The organism is Bradyrhizobium ottawaense (genome assembly GCF_002278135.3).
GTDB classification, from domain to species: Bacteria; Pseudomonadota; Alphaproteobacteria; order Rhizobiales; family Xanthobacteraceae; genus Bradyrhizobium; species Bradyrhizobium ottawaense.
Map to the genome: position 1 here is coordinate 7,114,679 of NZ_CP029425.2, position 16,905 is coordinate 7,131,583.

12 protein-coding genes and 6 pseudogenes are annotated in these 16,905 nt (G+C 58.7%); 9 read left to right on the forward strand and 9 right to left on the reverse strand.

Annotated features, from left to right (window positions below; genetic code table 11):
* Window positions 1-187 precede the first annotated feature (187 nt).
* Window positions 188-1,182: pseudogene (locus tag CIT37_RS33400) on the reverse strand (IS481 family transposase).
* Between the two features lie 213 nt (window positions 1,183-1,395).
* Between CIT37_RS33400 and CIT37_RS33405 the strand changes: the two are divergent.
* From CIT37_RS33405 to CIT37_RS33435, 7 genes and pseudogenes are all read left to right on the forward strand, one after another.
* Window positions 1,396-1,761: a Nif11-like leader peptide family natural product precursor gene (locus tag CIT37_RS33405; protein WP_011084781.1), complete on the forward strand. Its 366-nt coding sequence runs from the start codon at window positions 1,396-1,398 to the stop codon at window positions 1,759-1,761.
* 665 nt (window positions 1,762-2,426) lie between these two features.
* Window positions 2,427-2,945 carry a hypothetical protein gene (locus tag CIT37_RS33410; RefSeq protein ID WP_038951316.1) on the forward strand — a complete coding sequence of 173 codons (519 nt, stop codon included), beginning with the start codon at window positions 2,427-2,429 and terminating at the stop codon, window positions 2,943-2,945.
* A 46-nt stretch (window positions 2,946-2,991) separates the two neighbouring features.
* Window positions 2,992-3,384 carry a hypothetical protein gene (locus tag CIT37_RS33415; protein ID WP_011084778.1) on the forward strand — a complete coding sequence of 131 codons (393 nt, stop codon included), beginning with the start codon at window positions 2,992-2,994 and terminating at the stop codon, window positions 3,382-3,384.
* A gap of 706 nt (window positions 3,385-4,090) precedes the next feature.
* Window positions 4,091-4,828: a RiPP maturation radical SAM C-methyltransferase gene (locus CIT37_RS33420; protein WP_231088519.1), complete on the forward strand. Its 738-nt coding sequence runs from the start codon at window positions 4,091-4,093 to the stop codon at window positions 4,826-4,828.
* Between the two features lie 23 nt (window positions 4,829-4,851).
* Window positions 4,852-5,634: pseudogene (locus tag CIT37_RS33425) on the forward strand (IS5-like element ISBj2 family transposase).
* Between the two features lie 74 nt (window positions 5,635-5,708).
* Window positions 5,709-7,058, forward strand: coding sequence for an IS701-like element ISBj6 family transposase (locus CIT37_RS33430; RefSeq protein ID WP_038951335.1), 1,350 nt, complete (start codon window positions 5,709-5,711; stop codon window positions 7,056-7,058).
* 63 nt (window positions 7,059-7,121) lie between these two features.
* Window positions 7,122-8,117 carry a RiPP maturation radical SAM C-methyltransferase gene (locus tag CIT37_RS33435; RefSeq protein ID WP_233465596.1) on the forward strand — a complete coding sequence of 332 codons (996 nt, stop codon included), beginning with the start codon at window positions 7,122-7,124 and terminating at the stop codon, window positions 8,115-8,117.
* A 309-nt stretch (window positions 8,118-8,426) separates the two neighbouring features.
* On the opposite strand, the pseudogene CIT37_RS33440 reads toward CIT37_RS33435, so the two are convergent.
* Both CIT37_RS33440 and CIT37_RS33445 read right to left on the reverse strand, forming a co-directional pair.
* Window positions 8,427-8,551 (reverse strand): annotated as a pseudogene (locus tag CIT37_RS33440) (aldehyde dehydrogenase family protein); the annotation flags it as partial.
* A gap of 98 nt (window positions 8,552-8,649) precedes the next feature.
* Complete coding sequence (locus CIT37_RS33445) at window positions 8,650-8,868, reverse strand: hypothetical protein (RefSeq protein ID WP_223153707.1); 219 nt, start codon at window positions 8,866-8,868, stop codon at window positions 8,650-8,652.
* A gap of 392 nt (window positions 8,869-9,260) precedes the next feature.
* On the opposite strand from CIT37_RS33445, the pseudogene CIT37_RS33450 reads away from it, so the two are divergent.
* A pseudogene (locus CIT37_RS33450) lies at window positions 9,261-10,593 on the forward strand (IS5-like element ISBj2_B family transposase).
* Window positions 10,594-10,969: 376 nt separating this feature from the next.
* Here CIT37_RS33450 and CIT37_RS33455 read toward each other — a convergent pair.
* The 6 genes and pseudogenes from CIT37_RS33455 to CIT37_RS33480 form a co-directional block, all read right to left on the reverse strand.
* On the reverse strand, window positions 10,970-11,125 hold the full coding sequence (locus tag CIT37_RS33455; protein ID WP_014497843.1) for an IS3 family transposase: 156 nt from the start codon (window positions 11,123-11,125) through the stop codon (window positions 10,970-10,972).
* Between the two features lie 80 nt (window positions 11,126-11,205).
* On the reverse strand, window positions 11,206-11,505 hold the full coding sequence (locus CIT37_RS33460; protein ID WP_011084772.1) for a transposase: 300 nt from the start codon (window positions 11,503-11,505) through the stop codon (window positions 11,206-11,208).
* 205 nt (window positions 11,506-11,710) lie between these two features.
* Complete coding sequence (locus CIT37_RS33465; RefSeq protein WP_095426444.1) at window positions 11,711-14,029, reverse strand: S9 family peptidase; 2,319 nt, start codon at window positions 14,027-14,029, stop codon at window positions 11,711-11,713.
* 776 nt (window positions 14,030-14,805) lie between these two features.
* A pseudogene (locus CIT37_RS33470) lies at window positions 14,806-15,386 on the reverse strand (IS6 family transposase); the annotation flags it as partial.
* A gap of 427 nt (window positions 15,387-15,813) precedes the next feature.
* The gene (locus CIT37_RS33475; RefSeq protein WP_154694111.1) at window positions 15,814-15,954 is read right to left on the reverse strand and encodes a hypothetical protein; all 141 of its coding nucleotides are present in this window, start codon (window positions 15,952-15,954) and stop codon (window positions 15,814-15,816) included.
* A gap of 116 nt (window positions 15,955-16,070) precedes the next feature.
* Window positions 16,071-16,241, reverse strand: a complete 171-nt coding sequence (locus CIT37_RS33480) for a hypothetical protein (protein WP_162130978.1) — start codon at window positions 16,239-16,241, stop codon at window positions 16,071-16,073.
* 75 nt (window positions 16,242-16,316) lie between these two features.
* Between CIT37_RS33480 and CIT37_RS33485 the strand changes: the two are divergent.
* Window positions 16,317-16,523, forward strand: a pseudogene (locus tag CIT37_RS33485) (IS256 family transposase); the annotation flags it as partial.
* Window positions 16,524-16,905 lie beyond the last annotated feature (382 nt).

Sequence of the window (16,905 nt, forward strand, 5' to 3'; positions counted from 1 at the left end):
ACCAAACCTGGAAGCTGCCTACCAGAGGAGCAGCAGCGCGATCAGCAACAGGGAGCGTTGCCCGAAAGCAGCCAACCAGCGGCTCAAGAAACGGGCCCGGTTCAAGAACGGCGATTGCCGCTCTCCTTCGACGGCGAGCGGCCCGCGCCGTCCGTATGCAAGCTCCAACAGCGACTGCGTTTCCAAACTAGGTGTTTAGTCCCGGCATTTGCTGGAGCGGATTAAGTTTGAATCGTTCTGGCTGGGAAGTCCAGCATTTGCAGATGTATTCGTAGGGCGTGAGGCCCTTCAGGGTCTTCAGCCGGCGAGCGAAGTTGTAGGCGCGGACGAAGTCGGCGAGGTGGCTGCGCAACTCGTCATGCGTGTCGTAGTGGAAGCGCTTGACTGTGGCCTCCTTGATGGTGCGGTTCATCCGCTCGACCTGGCCGTTGGTCCAGGGATGCTTAGGCTTGGTCAGGCAACGATCGATATCATTGCGGGCGCAGGCCACCTCGAAGGCATGAGCCCAAAATGGTTGCTTTCGTTCGATCATGGCTTTGATATCGGCCACAGTCCAACTCCCACCGCTTGGGTCGGTGAGTGGGTGCCGTTGTCCGTCAGAACGGTGTGGATCTTGTAAGGGACTGCCTTGATCAAGTTCCGCAAGAAGTCGGCTGTGACACTCGTGGCTTTTCGTGCAACTCGGTGAAGGCGCACTTCGAGGTTCGATCGATTGCGACGAAGAGATAAAGCCCTCCCATCGCGGTGCGAACCTCGGCGATGTCGATGTGGAAGTATCCGAGATAGCTTTTGAACTTGCGCCTTACGCCCTTGCCATCCTCCACGTCGGAAGCCGTGAGATGCCATGGCGCTGAAGACAGCGATAAAGCGATGAGCGTGTCAGATGCGGGATTGTCGCCTGGAGAGCATAAAGGCAGTCATAGTCATCCAGCGGCAGCAGCGCATGCTTGCAAAAGGCGACGATGATGGCCTCCTTCTCAAGCGACAAACTGGTGGATTTTGGCTCTCTCGGGCCGGTCGGAAGATCGGCCACCGAACCGCGCTTCTTCCATTTTGCGACGGTCTTCGGATTGATCCATAACGCTTGGACAGCGCCCCCAGGCTCTCTTGACTATTTTGTATTGTTCGACGGATTGCCTCCGTCGTTGTGGCGCAGCCGTGAAGAACCTGCTCCGTTTGGATACTGTCAACGAAAACCTCGTCCCGCGTAGCGGGCCGATTGTCAGTTCGGCAACAAAGTGTCACCAAGTGGACGATACGCAGGGTCAGAAAAACGAAAAATCAGCAATCTTCAATTCGGCACGCCTCTTGCCCTGTTAACGGCGTCGGCACCAATCGCTTGTGAGCCCGAGATGGATGATTTGGCGACTTTGAGCAAAGGCACGGAGACTGGCTGTGTCGCGAACTGACGTAGAGCGATTCGTCAACGATCTGGGGAACGACGGTGGTCTGCTTGAACGCGTAAAACCAATTGCTACCGGCCTTGCATCGATTGTCGCGATCGGAAAGAGCCTCGGCTACAGCTTCACACCTGATGAAGCTAAAAGTTGCATTCGAGCTCGACAGAAGTTGACGACTAAACCGCTCGCCGGTGGCACTTTTAATTCGAGTGATACGATCTCGACCGGCGCTGTTCAGGCCCTTGCAGAGGTGGCCACGAGCGGCGCGCAAGCCGCGGAAGCGGCCTCTGACCACGCCACAGCAGTTGAGCCCGTTGCAGTTGTTGTGGTTGTTATTGTAGCGGTCGTGGCCGAGGTCTGACATGCCTTCGCTCTGACCGCATCGGGTGGTTGCTCGAGGAGGCGATGAAGTGCGATGAAGTGCGATGAAAACATGAAGTAAGCTTCGTCAATGACACACGCTGCCGCCGAGCACTACCGACAGATTTTTGACCGGCGTACCCCGGAGCAACTGCGCACGCTATCGCATCTCAAACGCTTCATGGAGCGGTTAGTCGGTGACGAGGAGTTCCGCAGGGCGCTTGCGGAGGCAATCGCCACCCCTCGAGCGGTAACAGAGCGGTACGGCATCAATGTGGATCCAATGGAGGTGCTGCCGCTCTGGCGCGGTGGCTACCAACAATACCGCTTCAAGCCGGAGTCTGCGCCGTGGCCGCTGGCTGTGATGTGGGATGAGTATCTCCGCGAGATGATGCGTCATCGCGACCTCTTGCGCGACGAAGGCGAGATGTCGACGATCAATCCTCGCTTTCATGCTTGGCGCGAGCGGCAAATCCGGCGCTGCAATGACCAATTGGGCGTGTCGGCGGCGTCGCTCACGCACCCCATAATCGCTTTCGAGCTAAGCGAAGGCTGCAGCGTCGGTTGTTGGTTCTGTGGCCTCTCGGCCGATCGCTTTACAGGCTATTACGACATAGCAAAGAGCATGCAGCGCTTTGGCGGGGCGTGGTTGGTGTCGCGAGCGAAATGTTTGGTTCTGCAGTCCGCACGGGCTTCTGCTACTGGGCCACAGATCCTATGGACAACCCACACTACGATCGCTTTCTGTTCGACTACTATCAGATTACGGGCGCGTTACCGCAAACAACAACCGCAGCCCCACTCAAGGATCCGGCACTCACCAGGCACGTGCTCGGGCTCTTCAATCTATATCGCACGACGACGAATCGTTTCTCCGTGCTGAGCAGGGCCCATCTTAATCAGATTCACACGGCCTTTTCGCCTGAGGAGTTGCTAGGAGTCGAACTCATCCTGCAGGGCAAGGAGGCGCAGACAGCAAAGGCCATGGTCGGGCGCGCGCGCGAGCGGAAGGAGAAGCGCAGGGGCGCTAACAAGGACGGTGCAATCGCCTTTCTGGAACGCAATCACACGACGATCGCCTGCGTTTCCGGCTTCCTCGTAAATATGCGGCAGGGGCGTTTACGACTGGTGACGCCGGTGCCGGGTAGCGATCGCTGGCCTCTCGGGTACCCGCATTCTGGGTGAACGCTTCTTCAGCACGCCTGACGGTTTCCGGGGCGGGCTGCAGAGCATGATCGAACAGTATATGCTCGAGAGCCCAGCCCATGACCTGCCGATCCGCTTCCGCAGGGACCTGCAATATAAGGCAGGGAACCGGTGCTTTCATCTTCGCTCACGCAACATGGAACACCGCGTGCTCGACGACATCGCCCCGATTTCCGTTGGCCCTTTGATCGCGGACGGCAACTGCACAATGTCGGAGCTGGTTATTCGGGTCGCAGCTGACGGAACAACCCTCCTTGGGGTCGCCGACTTGCTCGATCAGTTGTACATGACCGGGCTGATCGAAGAAGACCTCGACGACTGCTTCATCTGGCAGACCGGTGACTGGACGACGAGGCGCATCGAAGGAGTCAAACACGCGTCCTCCCATACGGGTGCAGATTGTGCCGATTCGCATTGAGGCACTACTTAGCCTCAAGCGACAGCAGCATCCCACCATCCAGCAGTGCTGAGCGCGATGACATGCCGCTCCGCATCCACGGTCCCTGGCTTCGTGGCGTGCACAACCGGCGTGACAAAAGAAGACCAGCGGGGTTCCGCGCTTGCGGCTTCGAGCCAAGCCCTCATTTCGGGCATCAGCGGTGCACGACTGGGACGCACGCGGTTAAGTCGAGAATGGCTTGCCCCGCCCAGTGGTCAATCAAATGGTTCTGCCAGACGACGGTGCCGCTGGTTCCGGAGAGGTCGTGGCTTTTCGTGGCGCGCCACTGCAACTTGCACTGGCGGTGATCCCTGCTAGCGGACGACGACGCGCCTGAAACTTTGATAGGTCCATGTGAATGACGACGTCAGTCCGTTCATCAATGATGAAAAACAGCGAGTCTCACTCGAGGGTGGCGCCGCTAAATACCAGAGCGGAGCCGCGTGCAGGCAATTATTCCCCGTTCGGCTCCAGCACTCTCTGCTTGCTCATGCCGTCCAGTCGCCGGGCAACGAACGTGACGCGGAAATCGTGGCTCGAAGCGGGCTGCCCACTAGCCGAATTAGCGACTTCACGTTCACGGCTCCGGTCAGGAGTCGCGCAGAATTCACTTTGCCGTCCGGCGCATGAGACTATGGCATGGCGAACGCACCTGTGCGCACATCATGAATAACGTGGAATGATTATGAGTATCGCTGTGCCAATCGTCCTAGTCAACATGCCTGTGTCGGCAGTCGAAAGGCCGTCACTGGCGCTTGGTCTGCTGAAATCAGCGCTGACCCAGGCTGGACTGCAATCCACCATAGCATATGCCAACATCTGGTTTCTAGAATACATAGGCATCGCCGACTATGGACCTCTTGAGAATTGCCCGCCAGAGGAGGCACTGGTTGATTGGCTGTTCGCGGGCATTGCTTTTCCCGGCTTCGAACCCGAACAAAACGCCTTCCTCGACCTCTATTTCGAGCGCAACCCGATACACGCAGGCAAAGGTATGGCCGAGCGTCGCGCGAATTTCCTTAGGCTGCGCTCGCTCATCGGCGGGTTTATCGACTGGACGGCTGACAAGATATTGGCGAAGCGGCCGGCTATGGTCGGGTGCAGCTCGACCTTCACCCAGCATGTCCCCTCGCTCGCGTTGCTGCGCCGGCTGAGCGAGCGCTCACTTGATCTTGTCACCCTCATGGGTGGAGCGAACTGCGAGTCGGTAATGGGGCGCAGCACTCACGCGCGTTTCCCATGGGTCGACTATGTCGTGTCGGGCGAGGCCGACGCACTGATCGGCCCGCTGTGTTGGGACATCCTAAATCGCGGCAGAGACATCCCGCCTGCTGACCTGCCATTTGGCGTTTTCGGCCCGACGCATCGCGAGGCCGGCTATCCCGCGGCGTCGACGCGCGACTTAGGGTCTGTACCTAAATAGCGCCACGTGATTCTCTTGCCTACGTGTTGATTCGGGGGCGAGAGAATGCGCGCTGGTTTGTTTTGGCTGAACGACAGGCAATGGGCGCGTATCGAACCGCATCTGCCGAGGGGACTGACGGGGCCGGATCGGGACGACGACCGACGCATCGTCAGCGGCATCATTCACATGCTGCAATCGGGTGCACGATGGCGTGATTGTCCACGTGAATACGGCCCTTACACGACGATCTACAATCGCTTCAATCGCTGGGCCAAGCGAGGACGATGGTGCGCAATCTTCGAAGCGCTGGCCAAGCCTGGCGAAGACGGCGTCGTACTGTCGCTCGACTCGACCTCGATTAAAGCTCACCGGTGTGCCTCCGGCGGAAAAGGGGGGAGCACAATCAAGCAATCGGCCGCTCGCTCGGAGGCCGCACGACAAAAATCCATGCGCTGAGCGATCCGCTCTGCCGGCCGGTCGTCCTGCATCTGACTCCAGGCCAGGATGCCGATATCGCTGCGGCTCCCGATGTCCTGGCGCTCGCGCCACCCATGAGCGTGCTCCTCGCCGACAAAGGGTATGATGGCGACAAGCTTCGCGGCGCAATCATTCGTCGTGGCGCCAAGCCCGTAATCCCCAATAAATCTAACCGTGTCGTCATCCATCGCTTCAACAAACGCGCCTACAAAGGACGAAATGTCATCGAACGCTGCTTTTGCAGGCTCAAGGACTTCCGGCGCATCGCCACGCGATATGACAAGCTCGCCCGTAATTTTTTGGCCGCTGTTCATCTCGCCGCTCTCGTCGCATATTGGCTCAATTGAGTCTGGACCCTAGCACTACTTTGGCAGATTGTTGATTTTGCCGCGTTTTATAGGATTCCCGAATCAATTTTTCAATGATTCATGGGTGGTCGGCTCTTGGAGGGCTGACCATGCCGGGATGGGAAGACGAACTCGAACGCTGGCTGATGCCGTTCTTGGACCGGCTGGGTCATAAGACCCGGCAGCGGATGTGTCCTCTGTATGTTGCGGGATTGATCGGTCCTGGCGATCGCAAGAGCGTTCAGCCGATGGCGGAACGCCTTGTCACGAGCAACTACGACCAGTTGCACCATTTCATTGCCGACGGTGTCTGGGACGCGACGCCGCTGGAGACAGAGCTGCTCAACCAGGCGGACCGACTCGTCGGCGGCAGGGATGCGGTGCTGGTTATTGATGACACCTCACTGCCGAAGAAGGGTGAGCGATCGGTCGGTGTTGCGGCGCAATACGCATCGGCTCTCGGTAAAACTGCAAATTGCCAAACGCTGGTGTCTTTAACGCTTGCGCGCGGCGAAGTGCCAGTGATGGTCGCGTTACGTCTCTTTCTGCCTGACAGCTGGACAAGCGACATGCCCCGTTTGAAGCGCGCTCGCGTGCCAATCGAACACCGAACGCCACGGTCCAAGCCGGAGATCGCTTTGGCCGAGATTGACCGCGCGATGGCAGCCAACATGCGCTTTGGATGTGTGCTGGCGGATGCAGGATACGGCCTCAGCGCACCGTTTCGACAAGGGCTAACAGAGCGCGGGCTGGCCTGGGCGGTCGGTATCCCTCGGCACCAGAAAGTGTATCCCGTCGATGTGAAGCTCATTTGGCCGATCACCAAAGTCCGTGGCAAACCACGAAAGCACCACGTGCCCGATATCTTATCGATTGCGGCAGAACAAATGCTGGCCAGCGCCAAATGGAAAACCGTGAGTTGGCGTAGCGGGACGAAAGGTCGGCTCAAAGCCCGATTTGCTGCCCTCCGTGTCCGCACCGCCGACGGCCCTCCGCAGCGGATATGGGATAAAGGTCAGCAGCATCTCCCAGGCGACGAAGTCTGGCTCATTGGCGAGCAACGTGCCTCCGGGGAGAGCAAATACTATCTCGCCAATCTTCCGGCGACGACGGATCTGCGCACGCTGGCCGCCACCATCAAGGCACGGTGGATTTGTGAGCAGGCGCATCAACAGTTGAAGGAGGAGCTTGGACTTGATCACTTCGAAGGGCGATCATGGCAAGGTCTTCATCGCCACGCCCTTATGACAATGATTGCCTACGCCTTCCTGCAACATCGTCGCCTCGCATACGCGGGGCGGAAAAAAAAGAATCAACGGGCCTCCGCCTCAACCAACCATGCCCGCCGTACGCCATGCCATCGTCGATCTCATCCTTCGGCCGCCGCCTCAGCAATGCCCATATTGCCGAAAGCAAATCCTTGAAAAACAGCGGCCAAAACACATTCTGCCAAAGTAGTGCTAGTGCCCCGCGCCGTGATCGAGAACATGCGTGACCTGCCGCTGCCGGATTTCTCGGACTATTTTGCGGAGGTTGAGGCGTCGCTCTACGCCGACCGCATCCATGCTGGGCTGCCGATGGAGTTCTCTCGCGGCTGCTGGTGGGGCGAGCGCAGTCATTGCCTGTTTTGCGGGCTGAACGGCGGATCGATGACCTACCGCCAGAAGCCCGCGGGGCAGGCCGCAGCGGAGATGATTGAGATGTCGGCGCGCTACGGCTCGTCGCGCATCGAAGCTGTAGACAATATTATGGCCATTGACTACCTTGAAAAGGCGCTCCCTCACCTCACCGCGCTACCCGAGAAGCTCGCGATCTTCTTTGAGGTCAAAGCCAACCTGAAGCGCCACGAAGTGGAAAAGCTGGCTGCCGCCGGCGTCCGCTGGATTCAACCGGGTATTGAGAGCCTGGATACTCGTGTTTTGAAGCTGATGCGCAAAGGAACGACCTCAGCGCACAATGTTCAGCTGTTGAAGTGGTGCCGTCAGTACGGCGTGCGGGTCAGTTGGAGTTTATTGTGGGGCTTTCCCGGCGAGTGTGATGCATGGTATGCGGAAATGGCCTCTTGGTTGCCGTTGCTGCATCATCTGCAGCCGGGACCTGCGGTACGCTTGCGATACCAGCGCTACAGCCCCTATCATTACACAGCTGAGAAACATGGACTGAAGCTGCTCCCGGCCGCCCCCTATCGCTACGTGTATCCGCTGTCGGAGCGCGATCTCTCGGAACAGGTATACTACTTCGAAGACAGCGAAGACCACGATGTCGGCGGCCATTTCAAACCGCCCGGGGCTAAATGCCGTCGCCAAGGGCATCGATGCCTGGCTGAAAGCCTGGAGGGGGCCGACTTTCTCTATGCTGTCGATGCAGGACAACGGCGACGAAATCATAGTCGAGGACACGCGAGCCATAGCAATCGAGCGCGAACACCGCGTCAGAGGCCTCGAGCGAGAAATTCTTCTGGCCGCGGACGAAGGCTCGCCTGAAACTCGCCTGTGCGATCGGCCGGGCGCGGCGAATGTAATGCAGGGCGAGATTGATGAGGCGATAGCTAACATGATCGCCCGCAAACTGATCGTACGGCTTGACGCGCGGCTGGTTGGGCTCGCGTTATGGCATCCATATACGCCAATCCTTCCCCTGACTGCGTTCCCTGGTGGCTATCTCGACCGACGCTCCACGCCAGTGGCCCTCCCGCGCGAATAAGGAAAACTGCGGTGTGCACTTCGCAGGGCCACACCCCTCGCCTGTCTCCTTTGCTTGGCGCTCGCGCCAGCCTTGTCATTTTTTTCGCCCGCGTCGTTGAGCACAATCAACGGCGTCGAGCCCAAAGCTCCAACATATATGGTTTGAGATATTTGGCCGAAGCGGCGGCGATAATCGCGCCAACCCTAGTGGAGCCGATGAAGTTTATGCGGCGTTCGTTCCGCATTAGATAGCTTAAATATGCGCTACGACTGCATCGCTCGATTTTCGTAGACTACTTCATCGGGCGAAAAGGAGAAACCGCATCGAACTTCAACTGTTTGACACAGGTTGCAGCTGCCAAAGCGTCGTGTAGTTTATCGGTTCGATCATCGGCTGTAATCGATCCAACTGCTTCGCCGCGTCCAGATCGACACATAGACTTACATTCGTGAGCGACGATGTCGTCACGACTGCACCATCATAAAATGCAGGCAACCCGCGCATCGTTTCGATGCCGGGGCGAATCCCCTTATCGTCCTCGATCATCATTTGCCGCATTTCCAAATTTATCCGGCGGACATCGAAGAATAGAGCCCCTCACGATTCACTGCATCTCCCTTAAGCTGTAAAACGATATGATGAACCGGTCCACGATTGCTATGCCGACGCGTAGGGTCAGGGCCTCGCTCGGCCGCGAAGCTTCTCGTCGGGCTGGTCAACGCTGGATTTGGAGTGCCTGTCAGGTTCCATGGCTCGATTGTTCTGATCCTCACCAGTTGTCCGTGAACAAGCCTCCAAGCACTTGATTGAGAGTCTGTTTTCCGGTTGCGGCGGCATTTGAGATTGCAGGGGATTGGGGCTTCACAGCAAAAACCTGCAATTTCGATTTTGGATTTCCCTGCCGCTGCGAACCGTGATTCTGTGCTGCATCGGAGGGACCGATGCGACCAAAGAAGCACAGGACGACAGGCTCGAACGATCTGTTCCGGTCCCGGCTGGACCAGATCATCAACATGCGACACGAGCTGGTTCTGCTCGCCGGCAGGGTCGATCGGGACTGGATCGACGGCGAGATCGCGCCGCTCTACAGCGACAACGGCAGGCCGGGTATCGCGACCCGCTTCATGATCGGATTGCTGCTGCTCAAGCACATCTACGAGGGGGTGTGCGAGCGCTGGGTCCACGATCCGTACTTCCAGTTCTTCACCGGCGAAGAGTTTTTCCAGCACGTTTTCCCGCATGAGCGCTCAGACCTGAGCCACTGGCGCAAGCGGCTCGGCGACAAGCTGGAGCGGTTGTTGGCCGAGAGCCTTCGCGTGGCGCACGCGAGCGGTGCGTTGCGCAGCCAGGACCTCAAGCGGGTCACGGTCGACACGACCGTCCAACCGAAGGCCATCAGCTTCCCGACCGACGCCAAGCTGCTGCATGCAGCGATCCGCGGGTTGAACCGCCTGGCGAGGAAGCACGGGGTCAGGCTCCGGCAATCCTATGTTCGCGTGGCCAAAAGCGCGGCGATGATGGCGGGCCGCTACGCTCATGCCAAACAATTCAACCGGCATCAGCGACAGCTGCGCATCCTGCGCAGCCGGCTGGGCCGGATCATCCGCGACATTCGCCGCAAGACCGAGGGCCAGGCCGCATTGGAGGGGGCATTCGCCCTGCCGCTGAGCCGAGCCACCCAGATCGGCTCGCAGCAGCAGCGCCAGCGCGGCTGGAAGTTGTATTCCTTCCATGCTCCGGAGGTCGAGTGCATCGGCAAGGGCAAGGCCGCCGCCCTATGAGTTCGGCGTGAAGGCCTCCATCGTCACCAACAACCAAAGAGCTCCGGGCGGCTTGTTCGTGCTCCACGCCTGCTCGCTGCCGGACAACCCCTACGACGGTCACACCCTTCGCAACGTCATCGAGCGCACCGAGAGCCTCACCGGCTGCCCGATCGAACGGGCCTATGTCGACAAGGGATATCGCGGCCACGACACACAAAATCCCCGCCGCGTCTTCATCTCGGGCCAGAAGCGCGGCGTCTTCGGCGTCATCAAGCGCGAGCTACGCCGCCGTTCCGCCATCGAGCCCATCATCGGACACATGAAGAACGAAGGTCACCTTGGCCGCTGCTATCTCAAAGGCCGCGCCGGAGATGCCGCTAACGTTCTCCTCTCGGCCGTTGGCCACAACCTTCGCCGTGTCCTGGCTTGGCTCAGAGACCTTTTGTCCCTCTTCCTGCTCTCACTCTGGCCAACGCTCAACTGTCCAGTTCAGCCCAATTCGGCTTATTAACGATCGACTCACCACGCTCATTGGAGAACGTAGAGGTTTCTCAACCTCCGAGCTAAGCTCGGATCCTCCGCGCGAGCTACGGAGGGTTCAGTTCGAGAAGCTGATTGACGCGCTCGAAAACAACAGCCCGGCGAAATCGACACTCACCTTTGCAATTTACCGGCCGAGCCAAGAGCCGCTTCGAAGGCATTGCGTTGGTCAAGTGTCCAGAGATCTCAGAATGGGGCGCTAGCTTCCGAGAAGCTGACGAGCCTCGGCCCAATGCTTGGTTCGATGTTGAGAACGCCGTCGAGTTTTAACCGGCAGGGGTGCTAGCGGCAGCAACAGCTGAACGGTGAATGTCCCGTATGATCTTCCCCCAAAAAATTAGACGGGTTTAGGCGACGTTTAGCTCCATCTCGATCGGGGCGATATATCCCACGGCGGAATGGAGCCTTGTTCGGTTATAGAAGCCCTCGATGAAGGCGAAGATATCACGCTGGGCGTCGGCGCGGGTCTTGTAGTTGCGATGATGAACGAGTTCGGTCTTCAAGGTATGGAAGAAGCTATTGCGCCTCCAATAAGCTGACGGCCGCTGCCCTCCCGGCCGCAGAGAATAGCACAAGGCTGTTTCTAACCCGCGCAGCGTGCAACGGCTCTGGACAGTTTTTTAAAATGTCGCGCTCGTTCGGTCTCCTGGCGCAGCCGGGCGATCTCCGAAGCCTGGTCCGCCGACATCGGCGTCACCTGCGTGGTGGGGCGCCACCTCGCCGATGCCGGCTCCTGCCGGAGCTTGTCGACCCAGCGCCGCAGCACCGAGTCGCGCAGACCGAGCTCCTTGGCCACCGACGTGACCGTGCGACGGCTGGACACCACCAACTCGACGGCCTGGCGCTTGTACTCCTCGGTAAATGACCGACGTTGACGTTCCATTCGACACCTCCGGGCTCAATGAGCCTACTACAGGTGTCCACTCATTCGGAGGAGGTTCAGCGCCTGTCCCAAAACTCCCAAAGAGTCATAGATGACTGTGCTTTTGCTTACTAATGCTGAGAGACAAGCGAAATCGGAGGGCGCTCGTTCGAGTCGCCACGGCGTTGGACCTAAATGATGATAGCTCTTCGCGCAATCATGGCCCTTAATTGGGTTTCAGCAGCTCAATCGGTAGGGCGTTCCAGTTAGGTGGTATCTGCCCAAGAATATTGCGAACGAAGAAGTCCAGAAGCTTGAGCTCGCTATAATTGCCGGGCGCTCCGTGATCTGCACTGGGTACCACAAGCATGTCGAAGTATTTTCCTGCCTTGATGAGCCGATCAGCCATCTGGAAGGTAGAGGACGGATCGACATTGCGGTCCATTTCGCCGACAACGAGCATCAACTTACCCTGTAGTCTGTGGGCGTTGTCGATGGCGGAGGACAGCGAATATTCGATACCAACCGGCCAACCCATCCACTGTTCATTCCACCATATCTTGTCCATCCGGTTGTCGTAACAGCCGCTGTTAGCCACCGCCACCTTGTAAAAATCAGAATGGAAGAGCAGCGCGCTCACCGCGTTCTGCCCGCCGGCGGACCCGCCAAAAATGCCGACGTTCGAAATATCGTACCATGAATACTTCGCGCTCGCCGCCTTAAGCCATAGAATCCGATCGGGAAAGCCGGCGTCCTTTAAATTCTTCCAGGCAATGTCGTGGAACGCGCGCGAGCGATTGTTCGTACCCATTCCATCGATCTGAACGACGATAAACCCCATTTGGGTGAGCGGCTCAACCAAGGCCGAGAACGACTTCGGAACGAAAGAACCCGTAGGGCCGGCATAGATGTTTTCCACCACCGGGTATCTCTTGTTTCGATCGAAGTTGAGGGGCTTGTGAATAACCCCCCATATATCGGTCTCGCCGTCCCGGCCCTTGGCATGGAAGCTGAGGGGCGGCTGCCAGCCGGAGGCGATGAGTTCCGAGATATCGGCGCTCTCAACCTGCATCAGCTCGGCATTATCACTGGCGCGATACAGCGCCAAGCGCGGCGGGACATCGATGCGTGACCACAGGTCGACATAGTAGCGGCCGTTAGGCGAAAACTCAATGTGATGGTTGGCCGGTTCAGGAGTGAGCGCGGTCAGTCCGTTCCCATCGAAGTCGACACGGTAAGCATGGACAAAATAGGGATCTTCCCCTTTGTCCCTCCCGCTCGCACCAAACCAAATCTGGCGCTTGACCGGATCGACGTAGTAGACCGCGCGAACCACCCAATCTCCTCTAGTGATCTGGTTTTTGAGCTCGCCGGTTCGGCCATCGAAGAGGTACAGATGCTCGTATCCATCGCGCTCGGACGCCCAGATGATCTCCTTTCCGTCCTCAACGTCGTAGCGGAAGAACTTTCCAGTTTTCTGCTGGTCCATCACCAGAGGCTGGTAATCGATGAAGGTAATGCTGCGCTCATCAATCAGAGAGCGCACCTTACCCGCAGCAGCTTCCACCTCGACAAGTCGATAGAGTTGGTGCCCGCGCTGATTATACTCGAAGGTGAACCCGCGACCATCCTTCCACCACTTGATCGGCGAAAGGTGGTAGGGATTTGGAAAGGAAGCATTGTCGATTTCAATCTTGCTCTGCATGATGATGTCAAACAGCACCGGCTGGAGCAGCGACAAGGCATCACCCGGCTTCGGATACGTCATCGTCGAATATCTAGGTTGAAGCTCGTCCGTCGGGGACGATTCGATGTAGTGGATCTGACGTTTGTGGCCTGGACGGATGCGGTAAGCCGCGAGGTGACGCGAATCTGGAGACCATCTTAGCGTCGAGAAAGCATAGTAGTTGCCTTCCGATCCGTCCCAGGTCAAAGGGATGTCCTGCAAGCCGTCCTCGCTGCGCAGGAAGATATTGTATTTTGTAGTATAGGCCAACCATTTGCCGTCAGGGGATATGCTTGTGTTCTCCGGATCGTTCTCCGCGGGCGGAGTGGGGTCATAGCCCATCTGTTGATGGACGTCCGGGTGCATGGCATTGGCTGTGCAGCCATAGCTTACGAGGTCGCATGTCCACCGGGTGTTGTCGATGTTGAAGGTGATCATGCGAGCATCGTCGGCCAGCTCGAAACGGTCGAACGGCAGATTGTCGGCCTTATAGTTCTCGAGGCTTGCCCTGGCCAGCGCCGCCGCGAGGCGGGTATGATCAAAAGCCGGCTGCTTTCCGCCAGTGGCAGCATCGACCTGCATGAACTGGTGCTTGCCTTGAGTCGTCCGTCGGTAGACGAACGCTTCGCCCTCTGCGAGCCAGAACGGAACGTCGGGCATATTGACAGTGAGCTGGTTATATTGAGCGCCGATCGTTAGCGCTCGCTCGTAATCGGACGGCACCAGCAGCGGCTTTGCAATGTTGTCGGCCGGAGCCTGCGCGGCTGCCAATCCCTGCTGACCCAGCAGCGCAAGCATGAAAGCGCCGAGCTTGTACATGATCGTTCACTCGTCCTCGTTGTGTGGGGATAACGGAGGCTGGGGTTGACCTCACGAAATTGGCGCAGCTGCGTTCAGTGTCTCCTCCAAAGCCCAGCACTGACCCTTGCGCACAAAGCGTCCTAAACGTTGCACGCAAGTCTTGGGCCAGAATCAGGCTCCGATCTCCCAGACACCTGAGTGGGCGACTGGGCGGCACGGTCTAAAGCTGTGATCACCGCTCTGGCCCCCGGCCAGGGATGCAGGGGTATGGACGACGTCGCCATAGATAGATGGGCCTAGGGGTCACTGAAGATGTCCGGCATAGCCGCCACCGCCGTGCACGCCAATATAATTCCCGGTCCAGCTCCACAGTGTCGGATGAAACCTTCACCGCTGGATCGAGATCCGCCGAATTCGCGCCACCGCAAGCGGCAAGCGTAACTGCTGCCGCGCCCCGTATAAGAACTCCAGGTCGCATATCACCTCACGAACAACACATGTGCGCGCCATCCGCAACGACGTTCGATGTCGTGGCGTCGCTTCTACGCCCCTGGTGGTGAGCAGACTCCATGCCAGCGAAGCGATGCGCATTCCCGACGGCTTCCGATAGCTATGTCGCTTACGCGACAAGGCTAGCGATTGTTGAGGCAAGCCGTATGTCTGACCTCGAACACACCAGAACGTCCTGCCGTAGCGGCCGATCAGCTTTGCGGGCTGCATCTCGGTCTTCGTCGGCCATGATGCAAGAAGGCCAAGGAAGAACGTGTGGGCGACGCATGGATGGCATCGTCAACTTAATCGACCGCCGAGACGAAGGAGGCGATTTTCAAAGGTCCGAGATTCGGCGATAGCGCTTGTCGCGGAGATTTCGCGCCAAGTCGCAAAGGCTCGTTCGCGCGAAGCACGACGGAGGTCGGCGGCGACAGCTCCGAGATAGGGGATGCGGAAACGTTCGCGACCTGATCGTGAACTGACTAAAACCGTTGAGCCTGATGGGGCGCTTTGAAACGCTTCATGATCCGCTCGCGTCGCCGCGTCTGCCGATGAGAATTCTCGGCGCGATTGTTGAGAGTTTTGTGCGGGCGATGTCCGACGTGAAAGCCCATGCTCGCCCTCGCAGCGCCGTACGAACGGAGCTTGTCCGTGATCATCACGCGCAGCGGCGTGCCGGCGGATTCAAGCGCTTCTTCATGAGCCGCTGCGCAGCGCGCGAGTCTCTTCGGGGCTGGATCAAGACGTCGAGAACGAAGCCATTCTGGTCGACAGCGCGCCAGAGCCAATGTTGTTCGCCCGCGATCGAAATAACGACCTCGTCCAGATGCCATTTGTAACCGCGAGCGGAAGCGCGCTGGCGGATGCGATCGGAGAACGCCTTTGCCATGGTCGGTGTTGTAAATCTCCGGCGTGCCGTACGTCGCCGCGCCTCGTCCAGAGCCGCCACGCAGAACGAGACGTCCATCGTATTCGACAGCCGCCACGCCAGAACCGCACGGCTCGCTCAGTCGATGATGGCGACGAGATAGAGAAAGCCGCGGCCGATGGGCAGATACGTGATGTCGGCCGCCCACACCTGGTTCGGCCGGTCGATCGTTCATGTTGCGCAGCAGATCGGGACAGAGATCTTGTGGCCCGGCGCCGGCTTTGTCGTGTTCGGCTTCGGTCCCAGCGCGGCGATGCCCATCTTGCGCATCAACTGTTGCACGCGCTTGCGATTGACCGCAAGCCCCTCAGCCTCAGCATCGCGGTCATTCGCCGCGAGCCCAGGAATGGCCAGGCGGTGATCAGCTCGTCGATCCGCTGCATCAGGGCAAGGTCGTTGAATTGGCCGGCTGTAGCGGCCGGTAGACGCTAGAACGGGCGATGCCGAGCAACATGCATTGCCGACGGATCGACAGCGCCTGGTCGACGCGCTCGAGCATTCCTCGACGGTCCGGCGTGCTCATCTTCCGGACCTCCGCGCTAAAAACTCGCGCTCGACCGTCAGTTTGTCCGATCTTGGCGTGCAGCTTCTCGATCTCGCGTTCGCGCGTTTCCTTCGCTCTCGCGCCCGACACCCACGTCAAAAGCCGGGCCGCCTGGTCCAGCAGCTGCTTCTTCCAAGCATAGATCTGGTTCGGTGAACCTCATAGCGCTGGGCCAGATCGGCAGCCGTCGCCTGCTCCCGCACCGCTTCCAGTGCGATCTTTGCCTTCAACACCGCGTCGATCTTCCGTCGCGTCTTCTTCGTCATCATGCCCTCCGTCGATCAAACGGAGCGGCCCTTTTCCAACCTGGCCTCTCGTCCCAAAACCGGGGTCCATTTCAGGGCACCATTCGCCGGGTCACGCGCAACGTCAAACGCCGGCGGGATGCCGGTATGACCTTGCGATGGGTCGCGGCCGGCATGATCGAGGCCAACAAGGGTTTCCGATGATTGAAGGCGCATAAGAAATCGTCGGTTCTGCGTGCGGCCCTTCAAGCTCACCACGATCGCATGACGATCAAGCCCGTTGCCCACGTCACGAGCGCGGCGCTCAACAGCGATCGGGACATCTCCCGCTACCTTCGCTCACGAAAGGTCGCGCAGCGGGCATTGATCGTTCTCACCCAACTCGGCGAGGTGCGGAATGGCCCGTTTCAAGAACAGTGCCGAAAGTTCGGTGGTGATGCGAAAATCCAAAATTGCGTATTTCGCTCGCTATTTCTTTGAGCTTGTGAAAAACGGGCGCACTGCAAGGTAGGAGCAGCGGCACAGCTTTCGTCCGTTAGAATTGCTGGTCGTCCCACGACATGTTTCTCTCCTCGGGGGATTGCGAACGAAGATCGAGGGCGACTAGGCGAAGAGTCCACTTCTCGACGTCGCCCCCGCAACAAACCACCCAGCCCCCGACGGGCTGCCCACGCAGCGTGAGCAT

What these genes read in the sequence shown, in the direction of transcription:
- CIT37_RS33480 (WP_162130978.1), bottom strand. Translation starts at nt 16,241, where the DNA reads ATGACGAAGAAGACGCGACGGAAGATCGACGCGGTGTTGAAGGCAAAG.
- CIT37_RS33460 (WP_011084772.1), bottom strand. Translation starts at nt 11,505, where the DNA reads ATGGAACGTCAACGTCGGTCATTTACCGAGGAGTACAAGCGCCAGGCC.
- CIT37_RS33465 (WP_095426444.1), bottom strand. Translation starts at nt 14,029, where the DNA reads ATGTACAAGCTCGGCGCTTTCATGCTTGCGCTGCTGGGTCAGCAGGGA.
- CIT37_RS33410 (WP_038951316.1), top strand. Translation starts at nt 2,427, where the DNA reads ATGTTTGGTTCTGCAGTCCGCACGGGCTTCTGCTACTGGGCCACAGAT.
- CIT37_RS33420 (WP_231088519.1), top strand. Translation starts at nt 4,091, where the DNA reads ATGAGTATCGCTGTGCCAATCGTCCTAGTCAACATGCCTGTGTCGGCA.
- CIT37_RS33445 (WP_223153707.1), bottom strand. Translation starts at nt 8,868, where the DNA reads ATGATGATCGAGGACGATAAGGGGATTCGCCCCGGCATCGAAACGATG.
- CIT37_RS33415 (WP_011084778.1), top strand. Translation starts at nt 2,992, where the DNA reads ATGATCGAACAGTATATGCTCGAGAGCCCAGCCCATGACCTGCCGATC.
- CIT37_RS33430 (WP_038951335.1), top strand. Translation starts at nt 5,709, where the DNA reads ATGATTCATGGGTGGTCGGCTCTTGGAGGGCTGACCATGCCGGGATGG.
- CIT37_RS33435 (WP_233465596.1), top strand. Translation starts at nt 7,122, where the DNA reads ATGCGTGACCTGCCGCTGCCGGATTTCTCGGACTATTTTGCGGAGGTT.
- CIT37_RS33475 (WP_154694111.1), bottom strand. Translation starts at nt 15,954, where the DNA reads ATGAGCACGCCGGACCGTCGAGGAATGCTCGAGCGCGTCGACCAGGCG.